A 21,997-nucleotide genomic window follows, 5' to 3' on the forward strand; every position below is an offset into this window, starting at 1 on the left:
CTCCCGGGGTGCCGTCGGATCGCGGCCTCGACCCGACTGACGCCCTCCACAGACTGCCTCGCGCCGCTGTCGGACGCTAGCCGTACTCTGGGGCCCATGCAGACCTCGCCGGACCGGCACGAGTATCCCGCCCACTGGGAAGCCGACGTGGTGCTGCGCGACGGGGGCACCGCGCGCATCCGGCCCATCACCGTTGATGACGCCGATCGCCTGGTCAGCTTCTACGAGCAGGTCTCCGACGAGTCGAAGTACTACCGCTTCTTCGCGCCGTACCCTCGCCTGTCCGCCAAGGACGTCCACCGCTTCACGCACCACGACTTTGTGGACCGGGTGGGACTCGCGGCCACGGTCGGCGGCGAGTTCATCGCCACCGTACGCTACGACCGGATCGGCGCGGACGGAACGCCCGCGTCCGCACCCGCCGACGAGGCCGAGGTCGCCTTCCTCGTCCAGGACGCCCACCAGGGCCGCGGAGTCGCCTCCGCCCTGCTCGAACACATCGGCGCCGTCGCCCGTGAGCGCGGCATCCGCCGCTTCGCCGCCGAGGTGCTGCCCGCCAACAACAAGATGATCAAGGTGTTCACGGACGCCGGCTACACCCAGAAGCGCAGCTTCGAGGACGGCGTCGTCCGTCTGGAGTTCGACCTCGAACCCACCGACCGCTCCCTCGCCGTGCAGTACGCCCGCGAACACCGCGCCGAGGCACGCTCCGTGCAGCGGCTCCTCGCCCCCGGGTCGGTCGCCGTCATCGGCGCCGGGCGCACCCCGGGCGGCGTGGGCCGCAGCGTCCTCGGCAACATCCGCGACGCCGGGTTCACCGGCCGCCTGTACGCCGTGAACAAGGCCCTCCCCGAGGGGCAGGAGGAGCTCGACGGGGTGCCCGCCCGCCGCTCGGTGCGGGACATCGACGGCCCGGTCGACCTCGCCGTCGTCGCCGTACCGGCCGAGCAGGTCACCGAGGTCGTCACCGAGTGCGGCGAACACGGCGTGCAGGGGCTCGTCGTGGTCTCCGCCGGGTACGCCGAGAGCGGCCACGAGGGGCGTGAACGCCAGCGCGCCCTCGTACGGCACGCGCGCACGTACGGCATGCGGATCATCGGCCCCAACGCCTTCGGCATCATCAACACCTCTCCGGAGGTACGGCTGAACGCCTCCCTCGCCCCCGAGGTGCCGCGCCCCGGCCGGATCGGCCTGTTCGCCCAGTCCGGTGCCATCGGCATCGCCCTGCTGTCCCGGCTGCACCGGCGCGGCGGCGGCGTCACGGGCGTGACAGGCGTCTCCACCTTCGTCTCCTCCGGCAATCGCGCCGACGTCTCCGGCAACGATGTCCTGCAGTACTGGTACGAGGACCCCGACACCGACGTCGTCCTCATGTACCTGGAGTCCATCGGCAACCCCCGCAAGTTCACCCGCCTCGCCCGCCGGACCGCCGCGGCCAAGCCCCTGGTCGTCGTCCAGGGCGCGCGGCACGGCGCCGCCCCCCAGGGGCACGCCGTCCGGGCGACCCGGCTGCCGCACGCGACCGTGTCGGCGCTGCTGCGCCAGGCCGGCGTCATCCGCGTCGACACCATCACCGAGCTGGTGGACGCGGGCCTGCTGCTCGCCCGCCAGCCCCTGCCGCCCGGCCCCAGGGTGGCCATCCTGGGCAACTCGGAGTCGCTCGGCCTGCTCACGTACGACGCGTGCCTCGCCGAGGGCCTGCGGCCGCACCCCCCGCAGGACCTGACGACCGCGGCCTCCGCGGCGGACTTCCACGCCGCCCTGTCCCGCGCGCTCGCCGACGACCGGTGCGACGCCGTCGTCGTCACGGCCATACCGGCGGTGGGGGAGGGCTCGGTCGGTGACGGGGCCCTGGCGGAGGCCTTGCGCTCCGCCTCGGCCGCGACTCCGGGCAAGCCGGTCCTGGTGGTCCACGTGGAGCTCGGCGGCCTGGCGGAAGCCCTGTCGGCGGCGGCGAGCACGGCGCCGCAGACCACATCGGACAACCCGTCGCAAAACGCTCCAAGCCCGACGCCCGCAGCGGAACAACTCCCCGCCACCGAAGCCCCCGAAGGCGCCCACCTCATCCCCGCCTACCCCGCCTCCGAGCGTGCCGTCCGCGCCCTCGGCCAGGCCGTCGCCTACGCGCAGTGGCGGCGCGACGCGGCCGACCCCGGCAAGGTGCCCGAGTACGAGGACATCGACGAGAAGGGCGCCGCCGCGCTGATCGACGGCCTGCTCGCGCGCGGGCAGGGCCTCACCCTCGGCACCGACGAGACCTGTGACCTCCTCGGCCACTACGGCGTCCAGGTCCACCGCGCCCTGCCCGCCCCGACCCCCGACGCCGCCGCCGAAGCCGCCCGCACCCTCGGCTACCCCGTGGCACTCAAGGCCACCGCCCCGCACCTCAGGCACCGCGCCGACCTGGGCGGCGTCCGCCTCGACCTCGCCGACGAGGACCAACTGCGCCGCTCCTACGCGGAGTTGACCGAGCTGTTCGGTGCGCCGGAGGAGCTGCGGCCGGTGGTGCAGCGGATGGCGCCGCGCGGCGTGGACGTCGTCGTCCGGGCCGTCATCGACCCCGCGGCCGGAGCGGTGCTCTCCTTCGGACTCGCCGGGGCCGCCTCGCAGCTGCTCGGGGACACCGCGCACCGGCTGATCCCGGTCACCGACCGGGAGGCGACCTCGCTGGTGCGCTCGATCCGCACGGCCCCGCTGCTGTTCGGCTGGCGCGGCTCCGCACCGGCTGACACCCGGGCCCTGGAGGAGCTGCTGCTGCGGGTGTCCCGGCTGGTCGACGACCATCCCGAGGTCGTCGCGGTCACCCTGGAGCCGGTGGTCGTCGCCTCGCACGGCCTCAGCGTCCTCGGCGCCTCCGTCCGCCTCGCGCCCCCGCCCGCCCGCGACGACCTCGGCCCGCGGACCCTTCCCGCCTACTGACAGGGGGCGACCTGTCCCTCGCAGTCAGTGGTCCCCCGTAGGATGGGCGTCATGGCCAAGACCAGTACGACGACCCAGGGGCTGCGGGCGGCGATCGAGCGCAGCGGCTACTACCCGGCCCTCGTGGCCGAGGCGGTGGAGGCCGCCGTGGGCGGTGAGCCCATGCGGTCGTACCTGGTCCACCAGGAGACGACGTTCGACCAGAACGAGGTGCGGCGGCACGTGACCGTGCTCGTCCTCACGGACAACCGCTTCATCGTCAGCCACACCGACGAGCAGGCCGCCGACAGCACATCCCCGACGCCGTACGCCACGACGTCGACGGAGTCCGTGAAGATCGGCCGCATCTCGTCGATCGTGGTCAGCCGTGTGGTCGCCAACCCCGAGTCGTACAAGCCGGGCACTCTGCCCCGCGAGGTCGTCCTCACCATCGGCTGGGGCGCCGTCTCCCGCATCGACCTGGAGCCGGCCGCCTGCGGCGACCCCAACTGCGAGGCGGACCACGGCTACACCGGCAACTCGACGGCGGACGACCTCAGCCTGCGCGTCAGCGAGGCCGGGGACGGACCGGAGACCGTGCGTGAGGCTCTCGCGTTCGCGCAGGCCCTCTCCGAGGCGACCGCGGACACGACCCGCTGATGGCACAGCCCAAGACGGCCTGGGATTCCCACCCCGAACCGCTCGCCGTCGCCTCCGCACCCGCCCCCGAGTACGGCAGCGGATCGCTCGCCGACCTCCTGCCCACCCTGGCCGCCGGTCTCGGCGTACCGGACATGAACGCCGCGATCACGGAGCTGACCCCCGCCGACCGGAACTGCGTGTTCCTGATCGACGGTCTCGGCTGGGAGCAGCTGAAGGCGCACCCCGAGGACGCGCCCTTCATGACGTCCCTCCTCGCCACCTCCCGCGGCGGCACCGGGCGTCCGCTCACCGCCGGCTACCCGGCGACCACGGCGACCTCCCTCGCCTCCGTCGGCACCGGCCTGCCGCCCGGCACGCACGGCCTGCCCGGCTACACCGTCCGCAACCCGGACACCGGCGAGCTGATGAACCAGCTGCGCTGGCAGCCATGGACGCAGCCCGGCGTCTGGCAGCCGTACCCCACGGTCTTCCAGCTGGCGCACGCGGCCGGGGTGCACGCCGCGCAGGTCTCGTCCCCGACCTTCCAGAACACCCCGCTGACCAGGGTCGCGCTCAGTGGCGGATCGTTCCTGGGGCGGCTGACCGGCGAGGACCGCATGGACCTGGCGGCCGAGCAACTGGCCGCGGGCGACCGCTCCCTGGTGTACACGTACTTCGCCGAGGTGGACGGCGCCGGTCACCGCTTCGGCGTCGACTCCGACGCCTGGCGCGGCCAGCTCATGTACGCCGACCGCCTGGTCCAGCGCCTGGCCGAGCAACTGCCGCCGCGCAGCGCCCTCTACGTCACCGCCGATCACGGCATGATCGACGTGCCGTTCGACGAGCAGCACCGCATCGACTTCGACGAGGACTGGGAGCTGAGCGCCGGGGTCGCCCTGCTCGGCGGCGAGGGCCGCGCCCGCCACGTCTACGCGGTGCCCGGCGCGGCGAACGACGTCCTGACCTGCTGGCGCGAGGTGCTCGGCGAGCAGTTCTGGGTGGCCTCACGCGACGAGGCCATCGCGGCGGGCTGGTTCGGCCCGCAGATCGACGAACGGGTGTACGGCAGGATCGGTGACGTGGTCGCGGCCGCGCGGGACGACGTCCTGCTCATCGCCTCCGAGCGGGAGCCCAAGGAGTCGGCCATGGTCGGCAACCACGGTTCGATGACCCCCGCCGAGCAGCTGGTCCCCCTGCTCGAAGTACGCTCCTGACACTGCCGAACGCCGACCTCCCACGCCGAAAGGTGCTCAACTCCACATGCCCGAGCTGGTGTTCTTCTGCGGAACCATGGACTGCGGGAAGTCGACGCTGGCTCTCCAGATCGAGCACAACCGCTCGGCGCGCGGCCTGCAGGGCATGATCTTCTCGCGCGACGACCGGGCCGGCGAGGGCAAGCTGTCCTCGCGCCTCGGCCTGGTGACGGACGCGGTGGAGGTCGGCGACGGGCAGGACCTCTACGGCTACCTCGTCGACCATCTCTCGCAAGGCGGCCGTGCGGACTACGTGATCGCCGACGAGGCGCAGTTCCTCGCGCCGGAGCAGATCGACCAACTCGCGCGTGTGGTGGACGACCTGAGCCTGGACGTCTACGCCTTCGGCATCACGACCGACTTCCGCTCCAAGCTGTTCCCCGGCTCGCAGCGGCTGGTGGAGCTGGCCGACCGGGTCGAGGTGCTCCAGGTCGAGGCCCTGTGCTGGTGCGGAGCCCGCGCCACGCACAACGCCCGCACGATAGGCGGGGTGATGGTCGTCGAGGGCGCTCAGGTGGTCGTCGGCGACGTCACCCACTCCGCCGACGAAGTCGGGTACGAGGTGCTGTGCCGCCGTCACCACCGCCGCCGGATGACCGCGGCGACCTCCCATGCGGCAGCCCTGTCCCCGGACGTGCTGCCGGTGACGTCCGCCTGACCCAGGTCCGGCGCTCCGGCCGTCAGTCCGGCCGCTGCAGCAGCGCGAACCGCGCCCCTTCCGGGTCCGCCACCCTCGCCACCCGCCCGTGGTCGGTGTCGTGTACCGGCCTAAGGACCTGCCCGCCCAGGTGGACGAGGTGGTCCACGGCGTCGTCGACATCGGCGACCTGGAAGTACGTGACCCAGTGCGGCCCCCGGTCGCGGGGCAGGGCGTGCCCCACACCGTGGATGCCGGCGACGGGTTCGCCGCCCAGGAGCAGGGCCACGTAGTCGAGGTCGGCGGAGACCACCGGCTCCTCCTCGTAGCCGAACACCGTCCGGTAGAACTTGGCGACGCTCGCCGACTCGAAGGTCAGCAGCTCGTTCCAGGCGGGTGTGCCGGGAACGCCCGAGACGGCGGTGCCCAGATGCGCGGCGGACTGCCAGATGCCGAACACCGCGCCCGCGGGGTCGGAGCAGATCGCCAGACGGCCGGCGTCGGCGGCGTCCAGCGGACCCACGCCGATCGTTCCGCCGCGGCTGCGCACCGTTTCGGCCGTCAGATCCGCGTTCTGTGAGGCGAAGTAGGGCGTCCACGCGATGGGCAGATGGCGGTCCGGTGGCAGCCGGCCGAGGCCGGCCACCTCGCGTCCGTCGAGCAGCGCGCGCACATAGGGGCCGAGCTGCTGGGGGCCCGGCTGGAACTCCCAGCCGAACAGCGCTCCGTAGAACTCCTCGGTCGCGTCCAGTCCGTGCACCATCAGGCTCACCCAGCAGGGCGCGCCGGGCGCGTGCCGGGCGGGTGGGTCACCGTACGGCCCGGCGGACCCCCGTGCGTCGGTCATCGTCACTCTCTTCTCGGCCTCGCGGTGGCCGTGCTCTCCGCAGCCTGGCGGGTCAGCCCTGTGGGGCGTCCCATGTCCGGGAGAATGCCCGATGTGCGGGCCTCGTCCCTCGCGGCGCGCTTGTCGGCAGGTGTCGTTCAGCTGTACAGCATGTGCTTGTTCCCGTACACCGTGTGATCGTTCCGCTCCGGCCGAGCAGAGTAGCCGGACACGGACGGCTCGGCCACCCCCGTGCGCGAGGATGGGGACCATGAACGCCATCATCTCCGCATCCGACCTCGTGAAGGACCTCGACAGCGCCCGGCCGCCGGTCCTGCTCGACGTCCGCTGGCAGCTCAGCGCGGCCAAGGCGGCCGGCGAGCCGCCGTTCGACGGCCGGACCGCGTACGAGGCAGGGCACCTTCCCGGAGCCGTATACGTCGACCTGGACCGGGAGTTGGCCTCCGCGCCGGGTAAGGGCGGTCGGCACCCGCTGCCCGACCTCGCCCAGTTCGGTACCGCGATGCGCCGGGCGGGCGTGTCGGCCGGCACACCGGTGGTCGTCTACGACGGCGGCCAGGGGTGGGCGGCGGCCCGGGCGTGGTGGCTGCTGAGTTGGACGGGTCACCCGGACGTGCGGGTCCTCGACGGCGGGTTGCCGTCCTGGGAGGGGCCGTTGGAGACGTCCGTGCCGGCTCCGGCCGAGGGTGACTTCGTGCCCGAGCCGGGGGTGACGGGGCTGCTCGACGCGGATGCCGCCGCGGCTCTGGCGCGGTCCGGAGTGCTGCTGGACGCGCGGGCGGGGGAGCGGTACCGGGGCGAGGTGGAGCCCATCGACCCGGTGGCCGGGCACATCCCGGGCGCGGTGTCGGCACCCACCACGGAGAACGTGGGGGCGGACGGGCGCTTCCTGCCCGCAGGGGAACTGCGGGAGCGCTTCGGGGGGCTCGGCGTGAGGGAGGGTTCGCGGGTCGGCGTGTACTGCGGGTCGGGGGTGTCCGCCGCCCACGAGGTCCTGGCGCTGGCGGCCGCGGGCATTCCGGCCGAGCTGTACGTGGGGTCGTGGTCGGAGTGGTCCTCGGACCCGGACCGGCCGGTCGCCGTCGGGCCGGATCCGCAGTGACCTGACACGAGGAGAGGGCCGCGCCCGGAAGGCACGGCCCTCGTCGTCCGCCGGCTGACTCGGCTACTCCTGCTTCTTGCGCCGCGTCCCGAACACGATCTCGTCCCAGCTCGGGACGGCCGCTCTGCGGCCCGGGCGTACGCCGTCCGCCTCGGCCTGGCGGTCGGTGGCACCGATGAGCCGGTCGCGGTGGCTGCCCACCGATCGCGGCATGAGGACGTCCGCGTAGGCGGATCCGGCCGAGGCGGCGGGAGCCGGGGGCTCCTCCTCCTCGATCTCGGCGACGACGGGCTCCTCCTCGGGCTCCGCCGGGGGCAGTTCCGGGACGACGAGGTCGCCGCGGAAGCTCGGCACCGCCTCCAGCAGGCTCGTCAGGGAATCCCGCTCGCCGGTGATCTCCTCATCCGGTTCGGACGCCTGCGCGGGCAGGCTGGGGCGCTCGGGGCGGTCCAGCGGTCTGTCGCGCGGCAGCCGGGCGATCCGCGGAACGAACGGGAAGCTGGGCTCCGGCGCGGCCAGGTCGTCGGACTCGCCGATCAGGGAGCGCGCCTCGTCGTCGACGGCCTGGACGAGCCGCCGGGGCGGGTCGTACGTCCAGCTCGCCGAGTGCGGCTCGCCCGCGACGCGGTAGACCAGCAGGACTTCCCACGTGCCGTCGTCGCGACGCCATGAGTCCCATTGGACGGTGTCCTTGTCGGCCCCGCGCAGCAGCAGCCGCTCCTGCACGGCCTCGCCCAGGGGCGGACCGGAGTTCTCGCCGGGGCGGCGGACCGGGGTCTTGCGGGCGCGCTCGGCCATGAAGGCGCGCTCGGCGAGCACGGGACCCTCGAAGCGGCGCACCCGGTCGACGGGGATGCCGGCCATCTGCGCGACCTCTTCCGCGGTCGCGCCCGCACGTATACGCGCCTGGATGTCGCGGGGACGGAGGTGGCTCTCGACCTCGATCTCGATCTGGCCGAGACGGGGACGGTCGCCGCGCACGGCGGCGCGCAGGCGTTCGTCGATCGGGAGCGTGTACTCCGTAGAGTCGGCAGCCTTCAGCACCAGCCGTGTGCCGTCATTCGAGACGGCCACGACACGCAGTTCGGGCATGGGGACCTCCCGGGTGGTGCCTGCCGACGTCACGTGCGTCGCTGCTTCCGCTAGTCGAGTGTGGCCTGCCCGGGTGCAGCCTGCCACAACCTTGCCGAGTTGCCCGGCGTGTCGGGCACGGGCCCTGGATCGCCGTTATGGCACGGTTACCTATTCGCAACGCTAAGTGACGAACTTCATCACCCTGTGCAACTAGCCCCCTCCCGGCGGTCCTCAAGGCCCTGTACACCCACATGGGAGACCGGACCCAGGGCTCGCAACAGTACTCCATTCGGGCCACGTGCGTGGATTGGCACGCCGCCCAACTTCTCGCAAGGGGTGGGACTAAGACCCCCCTTTCCCCCGTTCTGTGATCTTGAACGTGGGGAACTTCATGTAATCGCCAGAATCGGAACGAAGGGTTACGGAGAGGCCGCAGCGGATCGACCTGAACGTGTGGCAGGTCGCGGGTGGTGCCGTCGCGGCGATCCTGGCGGCCGAACCGGCTTCGTACTTCGGGGTGTACGGCAGGATCCCCGGCGCCGGCGTCGTCACGCGCGTGGTCCGGACTACGGAAGCCCAGGTGCTCGCGGCGGCCGTCGTCTTCGGCGTGACGATGGCCGAAAGCACCCCCCCCCGCGATCCGGCTCCGGCACCGGCACTCCTTCGACCGGCCCGGCCGGCACCGGAGCCCCGCAGTGCTCTCCCGGGCGAGTGCGACGCCCCCGAGTGCCGCCCGGCGCGCAGACGCCGGGAACACCACCCCGGTGTGCCGCCTACGCCCCCAGAACCCTCCGCAAGTAGTCGTTCTGGAACAGCCGATCAGGATCGAGCCGATCCCGCAGCGCCGTGAACTCACCGAAGCGCGGATACACCCGGGAGAAGTACTCGGCGTCCCGTGTGTGGACCTTGCCCCAGTGCGGACGGCCCTCGTGGGCGGTGAAGATGCGCTCGGCCGCCGTGAAGTACCGCTGGTAGGGGGTGCCCTGGAACATGTGGACGGCGATGTACGCGCTGTCCCGGCCGGACGCGGTGGACAGCGCGATGTCGTCGGCGGGGGCGGTGCGCACCTCGACCGGGAAGCTGACCCGGAGACCGGAGCGGTCCACCATCGCCTTCAGCTCGCGCAACGTCTCCACGACCGCCGCGCGCGGAACGGCGTACTCCATCTCCATGAAGCGCACCCGGCGCGGGGACGTGAAGACCTTGTAAGGGATGTCCGTGTAGGTCCGTGCGGACAGGGCCTTGCTGGAGATCTGGGCGATCGCGGGGATCGTGGCGGGCACCGCGCGGCCGACCCAGTTGGCCACCTGGAAGACGCCGTTGGAGAGGAACTCGTCCTCGAACCAGCTCTTCAGCTGCGGCACGGGCTTTTCCGGGCCCGCGCTGCGGTTGTTGCGCTTGGTGTTGGTGCTGCCGGTGTGCGGGAACCAGTAGAACTCGAAGTGCTCGTTCTCGGCCCAGAGTTCCTCGAAGTCGGAGAGGACCTTGTCGAACGGCATCGGCTCCTCGCGGGCCGTGAGCAGGAAGACCGGCTCGACGGCGAAGGTGATCGCGGTGACGATGCCCAGGGCACCGAGGCCGATGCGGGCGGCGGCGAAGACCTCCGGGTTCTCCTTCTCGGAGCACGTGAGCACGGAACCGTCGGCGGTGACCAGCTCCAGCCCCTTGATCTGGGCGGCGATCGAGCCGGAGTCCCGCCCCGTGCCGTGCGTGCCGGTACTGGTGGCGCCGGAGACCGTCTGCTCCATGATGTCGCCCATGTTCGTGAGCGACAGGCCCTCGCGGGCGAGGGCCGTGTTGAGCCTCTTGAGCGGGGTGCCGGCCTCCACCGTGACCGTCATGTTCTCGCGGTCGACGTTGCGTATGCCGGTCAGCAGTTGAGGGCGGATCAACATGCCGTCCGTCGCGGCTATGGAGGTGAAGGAGTGCCCGGCGCCGACGGCCTTCACCTTCAGACCGTCCTCGGCGGCCCGCCGCACCGCGGCGGCCAGCTCGTCCACGGAAGCAGGGGTGACCTCCCGCGCGGGACGGGCCGAGACGTTGCCGCCCCAGTTACGCCACGTGCCGTTCTTTCCGTTCGCTGTGCTGCTCAACGGAGCCTCCCCGACCCGGTGCCGGTCGCTTGAGCCGGCGGAACCCGAGGAAACCCACCGCGACCGCGACGGCCCCGGCCACCGCCGGAACCCCGTACCCGGCACGCGCCCCGGCCGCGTCGATCACCCAGCCGGCCGCGGAGGAGCCGAGTGCGACACCCGCCGCGAGCCCGGTGCTCACCCAGGTCATGCCCTCGGTGAGCTGCGCGCGTGGTACGTGCTCTTCGATGAGGGACATGGTCGTGATCATCGTCGGAGCGATGGACAGACCCGCAACGAACAGCGCCACGGCCAGAAACGGCAAGTTTCCGACCAGTAGGAGGGGGATCATACTCACGGCCATGGCACACACGCCCAGCAGCCACCGGCGTTCCGGTGGTCCGGCGAAGTGCAGCAGCCCGTAGACCATCCCCGCCACACAGGAGCCCGCCGCGTACACCGCGAGGACGATGCTGGCGGCGGCCTTGTGCCCCTCCTCCTCGGCGAAGGCCACGGTGACCACGTCGACCGCCCCGAAGATCGCCCCGGTCGCCACGAAGGTGGCCACCAGGACCTGAAGGCCCCGCGAGCGCATCGCCGTGCCGCCGCCCCGCCGCTCGCGCGGGTGGGGTGCGGGCTCGGTGGCGCGCTGCGCGGTCAGCGAGAAGACGCCGGCCGCCAGGAAGCAGGCGGCGAGCAGCGGACCGGCCTCCGGGAACCAGGCCGTGGACAGGCCGATGGAGATGATCGGCCCGAAGATGAAGCACACCTCGTCCACCACGGACTCGAAGGAGTACGCCGTGTGCAGTTGCGGCGTCCCCCGGTACAGGGCCGCCCAGCGGGCCCGGATCATCGCGCCGACGCTCGGGACGCAGCCGATGCCCACGCACGCCGCGAACAGCACCCAGTCGGGCCACCCGTAGTGCGCCGCACACAGCAGGAGGGCCGCCGCGGCCAGCGAGATCAGCGTCGCCGGGCGCAGCACCCGCCGCTGCCCGTACTGGTCGACCAGCCGCGACACCTGCGGTCCGGCCACCGCCGCGGACAGTGCGATGGTGGCCGACAGGGCACCGGCCAGGCCGTACCTCCCAGTGAGCTGCGAGATCATCGTGACCACGCCGATGCCCATCATCGACAGCGGGAGGCGACCGAGGAAACCCGCGACGGAGAAACCCTTGGAGCCGGGAGCTGCGAACAGGGCGCGGTAGGGGCTGGGCACGAGGTCTCCGAAGGCTCAGTAAGCTGCGAACGCAGTCGACACAGCTTACGCCTGGAATGCCCGGCAGCCCCCGTTCGGCCCCGTCCCGGATCCGGCTGCCGCGCGGGGGCCACCCGCCGTTTCCCGGCTGTCAGTGCAGGGTGGCAGGATCGACTCATGCCAGACGCGCGCGATGCCAGCCCCTACGACGCCCTGCTCCTGCTCTCGTTCGGCGGCCCGGAAGGCCCGGACGACGTGGTCCCGTTCCTGGAGAACGTCACACGTGGGCGCGGCATCCCCAAGGAACGCCTCAAGGAAGTCGGGCAGCACTACTTCCTGTTCGGCGGGGTCAGCCCGATCAACGACCAGAACCGCGCCCTGCTGGACGCCCTGCGCAAGGACTTCGCCGACCACGGCCTGGACCTCCCGGTCTACTGGGGCAACCGCAACTGGGCGCCGTACCTGACGGACACGCTGCGCGAGATGGTCCGCGACGGCCGCCGCCGCATCCTGGTCCTCGCCACCAGCGCCTACGCCTCGTACTCGGGCTGCCGCCAGTACCGCGAGAACCTCGCCGACGCGCTCGCGGCCCTTGAGGCGGAGGGCCTGGAGCTGCCCGAGGTCGACAAGCTGCGGCACTACTTCAACCACCCCGGCTTCCTGGAGCCCATGATCGACGGGGTGCTCCAGTCCCTCGCCGAGCTCCCCGAGGACGTCCGGGACGGGGCGCACCTCGCCTTCTCGACGCACTCGATCCCGACGGCCTCCGCCGACACCTCCGGCCCCGTCGAGGAGCACGGCGACGGCGGCGCGTACGTGAAGCAGCACCTGGACGTGGCGCAGCAGATCGCCGACGCCGTCCGGGAACGCACCGGCGTCGACCACCCCTGGCAGCTCGTCTACCAGTCCCGCTCCGGGGCCCCGCACATCCCGTGGCTGGAGCCCGACATCTGCGACCACCTCGACGAGCGGCACGCGGCCGGCGTCCCGGCCGTCGTCATCGCCCCCATCGGCTTCGTCTCCGACCACATGGAGGTCCTGTACGACCTCGACACGGAGGCCAAGGCCCGGGCCGAGGAGCTCGGGCTGCCGATGCGGCGCTCGGCCACCGTCGGCGCGGACCCGAGGTTCGCCGCCGCGATCCGCGAGCTGGTCGTGGAGCGTGCCGCAGCCGAGCGCGGGCAGGACGTCACACCGTGCGCCCTGGGCGCCCTGGGCGCGAGCCACAACCTCTGCCCGGTCGGCTGCTGCCCGGCCCGCGCCCCCCGGCCCGCCGCCGCGGGCGCCGACAGCACCTACGCGTGAGGAGCCCCGTGACCGACCCCCTGCACACGGACCTGCTCGAACTCGCCCAGGAGGCCGCCCGCCGCGCCGGCGCGCTGCTGCGAGACGGGCGTCCGGCCGACCTCGCGGTCGCCGCGACCAAGTCCAGCCCCATCGACGTCGTCACCGAGATGGACATCGCGGCGGAGAAGCTGATCACGGACCTGATCGCCGAGCGCCGCCCGGACGACGGGATCCTCGGCGAGGAGGGGGCCGCCACAGAGGGCACGAGCGGCGTCCGCTGGGTGATCGACCCGCTCGACGGCACGGTGAACTACCTGTACGGGCTGCCCACCTGGGCCGTCTCCATCGCCGCCGAGCAGGACGGCGAGACCGTCGTCGGCGTCGTCACGGCCCCGATGCGCGGCGAGACGTTCCACGCCGTGCGCGGCCGGGGTGCCTGGGCCACCGGGGCCTGGGACGGCGAGCGCACTCTGGCCTGCCGCCCCGCGCCGCCTCTGGACCAGGCGCTGGTCTCCACGGGCTTCAACTACGTCGCCGACGTCCGTGCCCACCAGGCCGATGTGGCCCAGCGGCTGATCCCACTGCTGCGCGACATCCGGCGCGGCGGCTCGGCCGCGGTCGACCTGTGCGACGTGGCCGCCGGACGCCTCGACGGCTACTACGAGCGCGGTCTGCACCCCTGGGACCTCGCGGCGGGGGACCTGATCGCCCGGGAGGCGGGCGCGCTGACCGGTGGGCGCCCCGGAGAGCGCCCGTCGGGCGATCTGGCAGTGGCGGGGACCCCCGGCGTCTTCGAGCCCCTCCAGCGCCTCCTGGAGGACTTCGGGGCGTGGCACGACTGAGAGGGCCCGGGGCCCGACGTGCGCCGAGCACCGGGTGCAGCGGCCCCACGGAAACGGAGCGGGCCCCGGCGCTGGATTCGCCGGGGCCCGCTCCGTACGGCCTGATCAGACGCCGCTCGTCGCGCTGACCTCCACACCGTGCTCGGCGGCGAGACGGCGCAGGTCGTCGAGTTCGCCCTGCTCCACATCGACGAGGAAGTCGTCGCCCTCGTCGCGAGCCCGGGACAGATCGGACTCGGTCGCCCTTATGCGCTGCAGAAGTCCTGCGGTGAATGCGTCCATGCTGCGCCCCCTCGTCCTGGGTCGTGGGTCGATGGCACGGGGGTGTGCCGTTCGGAAGGGACGATCACGCCGCCTGTGGATGCCCAGCGCCGCTCGGCCGGGCGGCGACGGTGCCGGACACCCACGCCCGCCCTGCGGAAAGCGGATTGATGCGCACCGCATGGTGGTGCGGCGCCAGCAGAGCGTGATCGTGGGATGTAAAGCCGTCCTCCCCAAGCTCCCTTCCGTGGAAACCTAACCGGAGGAGAAAATCTCGTATTCCCCCTCGGGTCACCGCCCTCTCACCCGCCTTACCTCCGACTTATGGCCGAAAAGGGCAGGATGGAGGGCAACACCAGGGAAACGTCGAAGACCCCTGCCCGCGTGCGCCCGTGAAGGGCTGCGCGGGTGGACATGAGGAAGGACCAGGAACGTGCGCGTACTCGTCGTCGAGGACGAGCAACTGCTCGCCGATGCGGTGGCCACCGGACTGCGCCGGGAGGCCATGGCCGTCGACGTCGTGTACGACGGCGCGGCCGCCCTGGAGCGTATCGGGGTCAACGACTACGACGTGGTCGTCCTCGACCGCGACCTGCCCCTCGTGCACGGCGACGACGTCTGCCGCAAGATCGTCGAGCTGGGCATGCCCACGCGCGTGCTGATGCTGACGGCCTCCGGCGACGTCAGCGACCGGGTCGAAGGGCTGGAGATCGGCGCCGACGACTACCTGCCCAAGCCGTTCGCGTTCAGTGAGCTCATCGCGCGCGTGCGCGCCCTCGGCCGGCGCACCAGCGTGCCCCTGCCGCCCGTGCTGGAGCGCGCCGGGATCAAGCTCGACCCCAACCGCCGCGAGGTCTTCCGCGACGGCAAGGAGGTCCAGCTCGCTCCCAAGGAGTTCGCCGTCCTGGAGGTCCTGATGCGCAGCGAGGGCGCCGTCGTCTCCGCGGAGCAGCTCCTGGAGAAGGCCTGGGACGAGAACACCGACCCGTTCACCAACGTGGTGCGCGTGACGGTCATGACCCTGCGCCGCAAGCTGGGCGAGCCGCCCGTCATCGTCACCGTCCCCGGTTCCGGCTACCGGATCTGATACCCCGTGGCAACGACCCCCGCGCCCCCGCAGGCGCCCCCCAAGCCCACCTGGGACCCCAGAAGGCCCGTGCCGCCCTTCCCCTGGCTGCGCCCGACCATCCGCATACGGCTCACGCTGCTCTACGGCGGCATGTTCCTGATCGCGGGCATCCTGCTGCTGTCGATCATCTACCTGCTGGCCGCCCAGGCCCTGAACGTGGGCAGCGAGCTGCCGTTCAAGATCGTCGAGGGCAAGGTCACCAGCGACATCTGCAACCTGCCCGACCAGGCCTCGCCCGCCGAGTTCAACAACGCGATGAACCACTGCGTCAACGAGCAGCGCCAGAACGCCCTGGACAACCTGCTCAGCCGCTCGCTGCTGGCCCTGCTGGGCCTGGCGGTCATCGCGTTCGCCTTCGGTTACGCCATGGCCGGCCGCGTCCTGTCGCCGCTGGGCCGGATCACCCGCACCGCCCGCGCGGTGGCCGGCTCCGACCTCTCCCGGCGGATCGAGCTGGACGGCCCGGACGACGAGCTGAAGGAGCTGGCCGACACCTTCGACGACATGCTGGAGCGCCTCCAGCGCGCCTTCACCGCCCAGCAGCGCTTCGTCGGCAACGCCTCGCACGAACTGAGAACGCCGTTGGCGATCAACCGCACCCTCCTCGAGGTGCACCTGTCCGACCCGGGCGCCCCCACCGAACTCCAGCAGCTCGGCAAGACGCTGCTGGCCACCAACGAGCGCAGCGAGCAGCTGGTGGAGGGCCTGCTGCTGCTCGCCCGCAGCGACAACCAGATCGTCGAGCGGGGGCCGGTGGACCTCGCCGAGGTCGCCGAGCAGGCCATCGACCAGGTCCGCGGGGAGGCCGCCGGCAAGGGCGTGAGCATCCGCGGCGAGCAGAAGCCCGCGGTCGTCCAGGGCAATGGCGTGCTGCTGGAGCGGATCGCGCTCAACCTGGTGCAGAACGCCGTGCGCTACAACGTGGCGGAGGACGGCTGGGTCGAGGTCACCACCGACGTCCAGCACGGCCAGGCGGTCCTGGTCGTCGCCAACACGGGCCCGGTCGTGCCGGCGTACGAGATCGACAACCTCTTCGAGCCGTTCCGGCGACTGCGCACGGAGCGGACGGGCAGCGACAAGGGCGTGGGGCTCGGCCTGTCCATCGTCCGGTCCGTGGCCCGGGCGCACGGCGGGCACATCTACGCCCAGCCGCGTGAGGGGGGTGGACTCGTCATGCGCGTCACGCTGCCGATCTGAGATCATGTCGCCGATCCACTCGGCGTCACACGGGGATGTTCGCTTTGCGCGGAATTTTTTGAGCTTCACCGCGCGTGCACCGTGTGTGATCGATCACAGGGACGCCTTTCCGGCCATCTACTCTCTGTGATCATGCCCGTTGTCGGAAAGTCGGGATAATCCCGGTTTTCGGGGGTCTTGATCACGGGAAGTACACGGTGAGACGCCTTTGGCGTGCAGCATTCGGACCGTGTACGGTCCCCATCGCCATCCAAGCCGATCACTCTTGAGGAGTCCGGTTGGGTGTCGATTGAGTAACAGACCTTGATGTGAGGCAAAATCTCCGCCTCAGGTCGGGCACAAGTCCGGCCTCTCACGCGTTACGTGCGCTGGAGACACCGCAGACACCCAGAGGGGGAGAGCGACCATGGCAACCGATTACGACACTCCACGCAAGACCGACGACGACGTCGACTCGGACAGCCTCGAAGAGCTGAAGGCTCGGAGGAACGACAAGTCGGCCTCCGCCGTGGACGTCGACGAGTTCGAGGCCGCAGAAGGCCTCGAACTGCCCGGAGCCGACCTCTCGAACGAGGAACTGGCCGTCCGGGTGCTCCCGAAGCAGCAGGACGAGTTCACGTGCATGAGCTGCTTCCTGGTGCACCACCGCAGCCAGCTGGCCCGGGAGAAGAACGGTCAGCCGATCTGCCGCGACTGCGACTGAGGGCGGGTCGGCCGTGACCGGCTCGACCCCTCCCTGGAAGCGCCGCTTCTCCAAGCAGAAAGCGGACGAAGGGCCGACGGACGGCCCGCGGTACGGCACGCGTGAAGACGAGCGAGGCTCATCCGGTACGGGGGCGGCCTCGCTCGAACCGGCAGCGGACCGGGGTGACCTCCCGGCGTCCGTGGACGTCCCCGCACCCGTCGCGAGACGGCGGGCGGGGACGCTCCGGGAGCGGGCCAGGGAAGGCGCACGCAAGGGGGGCGACCGGGCCCGGGCCGGACTCGCCTACCTGGCCGACCGCATCATCGAACTGGCCCCGCGCGTGCCCGTACGGGACCTGGCGAAGCTGCGCAGGCAGTTCCCGGGTCTGGGGCCCGAGGAGCTCGCCGACAAGCTCGTGGCGGGCGCCGCGAACGCGACGGCGACGGTCGGAGCAAGTGTCGGCGCGGCCGCGATGCTCCCCGTGCCCCCGGCGATGCCGACGGAGCTGGCCGCCGAGGTCACCGGCGTCGCGGTGATCGAGCTGAAGCTGATCGCCGAACTCCACGAGGTCTACGGCGTACGGCCGCCCGGCAACCTCAAGCAGCGCAGCACCGCGTACCTCGACTCGTGGTCGGGGGAGCGCGGGATCGACGCGTCCAAGCCGTCGACCCTCAGCGCGGCGCTGAACAGCCGCATGAAGCGCGAACTGCGGCAGCGAATCATGAAGCGCATGGTCCGCAGCATGCCGAACCTGATGCCGTTCCTGGTGGGCGCCGCCGTGGGCGCGGTCATGAACCGCGGCGAGACGAGAAAGCTCGCCGGCCGGATCCGCCGGGACCTGCGCAAGATCCAGGTGCCCTGGGAGGCCCTGGAGGCGCTCCCCGGCCTGGAACGTCCGGCGGACGCCCTGGAGATGGGCGAGATCACCCATGACCCGCTGGGCCGTCACGAGGGCCACCGCGGCGACGACCGGCCCGGCGGCGACGGGCGCTGAGACCGGACGTCGATCGGCGGCCGGGTGACGTCCCGCTCAGGTGTGCTACGCCGGCTTCGCCGTCCGCAGTGCCTCCGCCAGGCGCTCCGGCTCGCGCGTGGACAGGTACAGGTACGGAGTCGGGTCCTGCGGGTCCGTGACCTCCACCCGCAGGGCCGTGGGGATGTATGACCGCAGCAGGAGGAAGGCGCGCGGATCGGCCTTGTAGGTGCGCCAGGCGCGGGCCTCCTCCGCGTCCATCACCTCCGCCTCGCCCAGTGCCGCCAGCGGGATCTTCGCCTCTCCCGCGATCAGGGAGTCACCGACCACACGGATGCGAACCGAGCCGTACGAGCTCGCGGCGACGGCCGCGACCGCGGTGCCCCCGGCCAGACCGCCGAGCATCGGCAGCGTGCCGAACGGGAGCAGGATCAGGGCCATGGAGAGGCCTACGAGGAACGAGATCAGCCACCAGGTCCGCGGGGCGGTGAGGCGTTCTTCGTAAGGGGCGGCGGAGAGCTGCATGGAGCCAAGCTTGACACGGTGTCCGGAAGGGGCCGATGCGCGGGTAAGGTCTCCGGCTGTGAGTCGTACTTCCGCAGCTCTTCAGCCTCCGGCCGACGCCGTGCAGCCGGTGCGGCACCCGGACGCGCCCGCGCCCGGTGAGCTCCTCGGCGCGCACTACGGCGCGTGTTTCGGCTGCGGCGACGATCAGCCGCACGGGCTGCACCTTCAGGCACGGGCCGGAGAGGGTGTGTCGCTCACCGCCGAGTTCACCGTCCAGCCCGCCCACCAAGGCGCTCCGGGCCTCGCGCACGGTGGCGTGCTCACCTCCGCCCTCGACGAAACCCTCGGCTCGCTGAACTGGCTGCTGCGCACGATCGCGGTGACCGGACGGCTGGAGACCGACTTCGAGCGGCCCGTGCCCGTCGGCACCACGCTGTACCTGGCGGCGGAGGTGACGGCGGTCGCCGGGCGGAAGATCTACTCCACCGCGACCGGACGCGTGGGCGGCCCCGAGGGACCCGTCGCCGTGCGCGCGGACGCGCTCTTCATCGAGGTGAAGGTCGACCACTTCGTCGACCACGGCCGCCAGGAGGAGATCCAGGCCGCCATGAGCGACCCGGACCAGGTCCGGCGCGCCCGTGCCTTCGAGGTGAACCCGTGAGCACGGGCCGCCCCTTGCAACCCGCAAGCCCCACCAGCCCCGTGAGCCCCGAAAGCCCCATGACCCCCACGAACCCCGTGAGTCGGCCGCCGCTGGACGTGCTGATCCGCCGCGTCGACCCGGACGTGCCGCTTCCGTCGTACGCGCAGCCCGGTGACGCCGGGGCCGATCTGCGCACCACCGAGGCGTGCCGACTGGGGCCGGGCGAGCGGGCCGTTCTGCCCACGGGGGTGTCTGTGGCGCTGCCGGAGGGGTACGCGGCCTTCGTGCACCCGCGATCCGGTCTGGCCGCCCGCTGCGGCGTCGCCCTGGTGAATGCCCCAGGGACGGTTGATGCCGGGTACCGTGGGGAGATCAAGGTGATCGTGGTGAATCTCGACCCGCGCGAGGCCGTGCGGTTCGAGCGCTTCGACCGGATTGCCCAACTGGTAGTCCAGCAGGTCGAGAGGGTCCGCTTCCAGGAGGTGGCGGAGCTTCCCGGCTCCGCGCGGGCCGAGGGGGGCTTCGGGTCCACCGGAGGCCATGCGGCGGTGGGCGGGACGAGCGGCACAAGCGGTCAGGCCGCCATCGGCGGTCAGGCGGGTGGGAATCGATACGCTTCGGTCGTATCCGACCGGGAAGGACAGTGACGTGTTCGGACGTCGCAAGAAGAGGGATGCCGCCGAGGACGCGGCCGGCGAGGCCGAGCAGGTCGTCGACGGTGTCGACACCGATGCGGACGCAGAGCGCGAGCGCCTGAGGCTCGAACCGGCGCCGCGCCCCGACGGGCCCTGGGACAGCTCCGAGGTACGTGACCCGAGCGAAGGCAGGGTCGACCTGGGCGGCCTGTTCGTGCCGGGCGTCGACGGCATGGAGCTCAGGGTCGAGGTCGCGGGCGACGCGATCGTGGCGGCGACGGTCGTGCTGCGCGACAGCGCCATCCAGCTGCAGGGCTTCGCCGCGCCCAAGCGCGAGGGCATCTGGGGCGAGGTGCGCGAGGAGATCGGCACTGGCATCACCCAGCAGGGCGGCATCGTCGACGAGGTCGAGGGGCCGCTGGGCTGGGAGCTGCGCGCCCAGGTGCCCGTACAGCTGCCGGACGGCACCGGCGGCTTCCAGGTCGTGCGGTTCGTCGGTGTGGACGGCCCCCGCTGGTTCCTGCGCGGGGTCATCTCGGGCCAGGGCGCGGTGCAGCCGCAGGCCGCCGGGCTGCTCGAGCAGATCTTCCGGGACACGGTCGTGGTCCGCGGCGAAAGCCCGATGGCGCCCCGCGACCCGATCGTCCTGAAGCTGCCGGACGACGCCCAGATGGTGCCCGAGGGCGTCCAGCAGGAGGAGGGTTCCCGTTTCGCCGGTGGAATGGGCCAGCTCCAGCGCGGACCGGAGATCACCGAGGTCCGCTGACCTCGTAGAGACACCAGGGCCGTACCCCACCGGGGGTGCGGCCCTTTCTCGTGCGCGGGACCTTGACGGTGCATTGGTCTGTACCTACCGTCTCCGTCCAACGCGTCTGTTCATAAAGGCGCTTCACGTTCACATAGAAGAACGGAAGGCCCTCACGTATGCGCAGAACCGCTCTCTTCGCGGCCTCGGCCGCCCTCGTCGCCGGTGTCCTCGCCTGGCCCGCCGACGCCGCCCCCAGCGCCCCCGCCGCCTTCGCCCACCCCGGAGTCACCGTCTCGAAGGGGCAGTTGGACTTCACCCGGTCCAAGGTCAACGCCGGCGCTCAGCCCTGGACGGGCGCCTTCGACCGGATGATGGCGAGCAAGTACGCCGACCTGGAGCGCACGCCCAGGCCACGGGCGGTCGTCGAATGCGGTTCGTACTCCAACCCCGACCTCGGCTGCACCGACGAGCGCCAGGACGCGATCGCCGCGTACACCCACGCGCTCGCCTGGTACCTCACCCGCGACGAACGGCACGCCCGCAAGGCCATCGAGCTGATGGACGCCTGGTCCGCCGTGATCAGGGACCACACCAACAGCAACGCGCCCCTGCAGACCGGCTGGGCCGGCTCCTCCTGGCCGAGGGCCGCCGAGATCATCAAGCACACCTACACCGGCCCCTGGGCGAACTCCGGCCGCTTCGCCACCATGCTCCGCACCGTCTACCTGCCGGAGATCATCAACGGCTCGAACTCCAACGGAAACTGGGAGCTGTCGATGATGGAGGCCGCCGTCGGCATCTCCGTCTTCCTGGAGGACAAGGCGTCGTACGACAAGGCCATGGCGAAGTTCCGCACGCGCACGGCCGCCTACGTCTACCTGGAGTCCGACGGCGCGCTGCCGAAGACCGTGCCGAGCCAGAACCTCGACACCCGGGAGAAGATCGTCAAGTACTGGCAGGGCCAGTCGACATTCGTCAACGGACTCAGCCAGGAGACCTGCCGCGACTTCACCCACACCGGCTACGGCCTCTCGGCCATCTCGCACGTCGCCGAGACCAGCCGCATCCAGGGGCAGGACCTCTACGGCACCGACGTGGGCGAGCGGCTGCGGCACGGGCTCGGCTTCCACGCCAGGTACCAGCTCGGCGTCGGTGCCGACGGCCGGCTGTGCGGCGGCTCGCTCAAGCTCGGCCTCGGGCCGGTGACCGAGGTCGGCCACAACGCCCTGGCCAACCGCCTGGGGCACGCCATGACCAACACCGCGACGCTGACCCAGCGCGGCCGCCCCGCCGGCAGCAACAACCTCTTCGTCGCCTGGGAGACCCTCACCCACGGCGACAACCCCGCGTGACCCCCTGACCGGCCG

Annotated in this window: 21 protein-coding genes; 15 read left to right on the forward strand and 6 right to left on the reverse strand. The window is 71.8% G+C overall.

What is annotated here, in order from left to right; translation table 11 throughout:
• Positions 1–96 precede the first annotated feature (96 nt).
• Genes RFN52_RS30060 through RFN52_RS30075 form a run of 4 tightly spaced genes read left to right on the forward strand, consistent with a single transcriptional unit; the run spans position 97 to position 5,451 of the window.
• A complete protein-coding gene (locus RFN52_RS30060) occupies positions 97–2,919 on the forward strand; it encodes a bifunctional acetate--CoA ligase family protein/GNAT family N-acetyltransferase (RefSeq protein WP_184850777.1) in 2,823 nt (940 codons plus the stop codon).
• A gap of 51 nt (positions 2,920–2,970) precedes the next feature.
• Positions 2,971–3,558, forward strand: a complete 588-nt coding sequence (locus RFN52_RS30065; protein ID WP_181361612.1) for a DUF5998 family protein — start codon at positions 2,971–2,973, stop codon at positions 3,556–3,558.
• The gene (locus RFN52_RS30070) at positions 3,558–4,754 is read left to right on the forward strand and encodes an alkaline phosphatase family protein (RefSeq protein WP_184850779.1); all 1,197 of its coding nucleotides are present in this window, start codon (positions 3,558–3,560) and stop codon (positions 4,752–4,754) included. Before RFN52_RS30065 ends, RFN52_RS30070 begins: the two co-directional genes overlap by 1 nt.
• Before the next feature lie 46 nt (positions 4,755–4,800).
• A complete protein-coding gene (locus tag RFN52_RS30075; RefSeq protein WP_031108015.1) occupies positions 4,801–5,451 on the forward strand; it encodes a thymidine kinase in 651 nt (216 codons plus the stop codon).
• 22 nt (positions 5,452–5,473) lie between these two features.
• Here RFN52_RS30075 and RFN52_RS30080 read toward each other — a convergent pair whose 3' ends face one another.
• Positions 5,474–6,277, reverse strand: a complete 804-nt coding sequence (locus RFN52_RS30080) for a VOC family protein (RefSeq protein ID WP_184850781.1) — start codon at positions 6,275–6,277, stop codon at positions 5,474–5,476.
• Between the two features lie 250 nt (positions 6,278–6,527).
• Here RFN52_RS30080 and RFN52_RS30085 point away from each other — a divergent pair, with 250 nt between their 5' ends.
• Positions 6,528–7,379 (forward strand): sulfurtransferase, encoded by an 852-nt coding sequence (locus tag RFN52_RS30085; protein ID WP_184850783.1) that lies wholly within the window; start codon positions 6,528–6,530, stop codon positions 7,377–7,379.
• Positions 7,380–7,442: 63 nt separating this feature from the next.
• On the opposite strand, the gene sepH is transcribed toward RFN52_RS30085, so the two are convergent.
• The 3 genes from sepH to RFN52_RS30100 all read right to left on the reverse strand — a co-directional run bounded on the left by sepH (position 7,443) and on the right by RFN52_RS30100 (position 11,744).
• Positions 7,443–8,471 (reverse strand): septation protein SepH, encoded by a 1,029-nt coding sequence (gene sepH / locus RFN52_RS30090; protein WP_184850785.1) that lies wholly within the window; start codon positions 8,469–8,471, stop codon positions 7,443–7,445.
• 755 nt (positions 8,472–9,226) lie between these two features.
• Positions 9,227–10,546, reverse strand: coding sequence for a D-arabinono-1,4-lactone oxidase (locus RFN52_RS30095; protein ID WP_184850787.1), 1,320 nt, complete (start codon positions 10,544–10,546; stop codon positions 9,227–9,229).
• Positions 10,506–11,744, reverse strand: coding sequence for an MFS transporter (locus RFN52_RS30100; protein ID WP_184850789.1), 1,239 nt, complete (start codon positions 11,742–11,744; stop codon positions 10,506–10,508). Before RFN52_RS30100 ends, RFN52_RS30095 begins: the two co-directional genes overlap by 41 nt.
• 156 nt (positions 11,745–11,900) lie before the next feature.
• Between RFN52_RS30100 and RFN52_RS30105 the strand changes: the two genes are divergently transcribed.
• Both RFN52_RS30105 and RFN52_RS30110 read left to right on the forward strand, forming a co-directional pair.
• Positions 11,901–13,028 (forward strand): ferrochelatase, encoded by a 1,128-nt coding sequence (locus RFN52_RS30105; protein WP_184850791.1) that lies wholly within the window; start codon positions 11,901–11,903, stop codon positions 13,026–13,028.
• Between the two features lie 8 nt (positions 13,029–13,036).
• Positions 13,037–13,852: an inositol monophosphatase family protein gene (locus RFN52_RS30110; protein WP_184850793.1), complete on the forward strand. Its 816-nt coding sequence runs from the start codon at positions 13,037–13,039 to the stop codon at positions 13,850–13,852.
• A gap of 105 nt (positions 13,853–13,957) precedes the next feature.
• Here RFN52_RS30110 and RFN52_RS30115 read toward each other — a convergent pair whose 3' ends face one another.
• Entirely contained in the window at positions 13,958–14,134 is a 177-nt protein-coding gene (locus RFN52_RS30115) for a hypothetical protein (RefSeq protein ID WP_184850795.1), read from the reverse strand.
• A gap of 412 nt (positions 14,135–14,546) precedes the next feature.
• On the opposite strand from RFN52_RS30115, the gene RFN52_RS30120 reads away from it, so the two are divergent.
• The 4 genes from RFN52_RS30120 (at position 14,547) to RFN52_RS30135 (ending at position 18,118) form a co-directional block, all read left to right on the forward strand.
• Positions 14,547–15,200: a response regulator transcription factor gene (locus tag RFN52_RS30120; protein ID WP_003993508.1), complete on the forward strand. Its 654-nt coding sequence runs from the start codon at positions 14,547–14,549 to the stop codon at positions 15,198–15,200.
• A 6-nt stretch (positions 15,201–15,206) separates the two neighbouring features.
• Positions 15,207–16,439: a sensor histidine kinase gene (locus tag RFN52_RS30125; RefSeq protein ID WP_184850797.1), complete on the forward strand. Its 1,233-nt coding sequence runs from the start codon at positions 15,207–15,209 to the stop codon at positions 16,437–16,439.
• 406 nt (positions 16,440–16,845) lie between these two features.
• Positions 16,846–17,142: a DUF4193 domain-containing protein gene (locus RFN52_RS30130; RefSeq protein WP_003993510.1), complete on the forward strand. Its 297-nt coding sequence runs from the start codon at positions 16,846–16,848 to the stop codon at positions 17,140–17,142.
• A 13-nt stretch (positions 17,143–17,155) separates the two neighbouring features.
• Positions 17,156–18,118: a hypothetical protein gene (locus tag RFN52_RS30135; RefSeq protein ID WP_184850799.1), complete on the forward strand. Its 963-nt coding sequence runs from the start codon at positions 17,156–17,158 to the stop codon at positions 18,116–18,118.
• Between the two features lie 45 nt (positions 18,119–18,163).
• Here RFN52_RS30135 and RFN52_RS30140 read toward each other — a convergent pair whose 3' ends face one another.
• Positions 18,164–18,622: a DUF3093 domain-containing protein gene (locus tag RFN52_RS30140; RefSeq protein ID WP_184850802.1), complete on the reverse strand. Its 459-nt coding sequence runs from the start codon at positions 18,620–18,622 to the stop codon at positions 18,164–18,166.
• Between the two features lie 58 nt (positions 18,623–18,680).
• Here RFN52_RS30140 and RFN52_RS30145 point away from each other — a divergent pair, with 58 nt between their 5' ends.
• The 4 genes from RFN52_RS30145 to RFN52_RS30160 all read left to right on the forward strand — a co-directional run bounded on the left by RFN52_RS30145 (position 18,681) and on the right by RFN52_RS30160 (position 21,982).
• Positions 18,681–19,265: a PaaI family thioesterase gene (locus RFN52_RS30145; RefSeq protein WP_184850805.1), complete on the forward strand. Its 585-nt coding sequence runs from the start codon at positions 18,681–18,683 to the stop codon at positions 19,263–19,265.
• A gap of 59 nt (positions 19,266–19,324) precedes the next feature.
• Positions 19,325–19,894, forward strand: a complete 570-nt coding sequence (gene dut / locus RFN52_RS30150; protein WP_184850807.1) for a dUTP diphosphatase — start codon at positions 19,325–19,327, stop codon at positions 19,892–19,894.
• Between the two features lies 1 nt (position 19,895).
• Positions 19,896–20,648 carry a DUF3710 domain-containing protein gene (locus RFN52_RS30155; RefSeq protein ID WP_184850809.1) on the forward strand — a complete coding sequence of 251 codons (753 nt, stop codon included), beginning with the start codon at positions 19,896–19,898 and terminating at the stop codon, positions 20,646–20,648.
• Positions 20,649–20,806: 158 nt separating this feature from the next.
• Complete coding sequence (locus RFN52_RS30160) at positions 20,807–21,982, forward strand: alginate lyase family protein (RefSeq protein WP_184850811.1); 1,176 nt, start codon at positions 20,807–20,809, stop codon at positions 21,980–21,982.
• Positions 21,983–21,997 lie beyond the last annotated feature (15 nt).

The sequence above is a fragment of the Streptomyces collinus genome (assembly GCF_031348265.1).
GTDB lineage: Bacteria > Actinomycetota > Actinomycetes > Streptomycetales > Streptomycetaceae > Streptomyces > Streptomyces collinus.

Excerpts from the sequence above, each read along its gene's own strand:
- RFN52_RS30060 (WP_184850777.1), top strand. The coding sequence starts at position 97 with ATGCAGACCTCGCCGGACCGGCACGAGTATCCCGCCCACTGGGAAGCC.
- RFN52_RS30065 (WP_181361612.1), top strand. The coding sequence starts at position 2,971 with ATGGCCAAGACCAGTACGACGACCCAGGGGCTGCGGGCGGCGATCGAG.
- RFN52_RS30070 (WP_184850779.1), top strand. The coding sequence starts at position 3,558 with ATGGCACAGCCCAAGACGGCCTGGGATTCCCACCCCGAACCGCTCGCC.
- RFN52_RS30075 (WP_031108015.1), top strand. The coding sequence starts at position 4,801 with ATGCCCGAGCTGGTGTTCTTCTGCGGAACCATGGACTGCGGGAAGTCG.
- RFN52_RS30080 (WP_184850781.1), bottom strand. The coding sequence starts at position 6,277 with ATGACCGACGCACGGGGGTCCGCCGGGCCGTACGGTGACCCACCCGCC.
- RFN52_RS30085 (WP_184850783.1), top strand. The coding sequence starts at position 6,528 with ATGAACGCCATCATCTCCGCATCCGACCTCGTGAAGGACCTCGACAGC.
- sepH (WP_184850785.1), bottom strand. The coding sequence starts at position 8,471 with ATGCCCGAACTGCGTGTCGTGGCCGTCTCGAATGACGGCACACGGCTG.
- RFN52_RS30105 (WP_184850791.1), top strand. The coding sequence starts at position 11,901 with ATGCCAGACGCGCGCGATGCCAGCCCCTACGACGCCCTGCTCCTGCTC.
- RFN52_RS30115 (WP_184850795.1), bottom strand. The coding sequence starts at position 14,134 with ATGGACGCATTCACCGCAGGACTTCTGCAGCGCATAAGGGCGACCGAG.
- RFN52_RS30130 (WP_003993510.1), top strand. The coding sequence starts at position 16,846 with ATGGCAACCGATTACGACACTCCACGCAAGACCGACGACGACGTCGAC.
- RFN52_RS30140 (WP_184850802.1), bottom strand. The coding sequence starts at position 18,622 with ATGCAGCTCTCCGCCGCCCCTTACGAAGAACGCCTCACCGCCCCGCGG.
- dut (WP_184850807.1), top strand. The coding sequence starts at position 19,325 with ATGACCCCCACGAACCCCGTGAGTCGGCCGCCGCTGGACGTGCTGATC.
- RFN52_RS30160 (WP_184850811.1), top strand. The coding sequence starts at position 20,807 with ATGCGCAGAACCGCTCTCTTCGCGGCCTCGGCCGCCCTCGTCGCCGGT.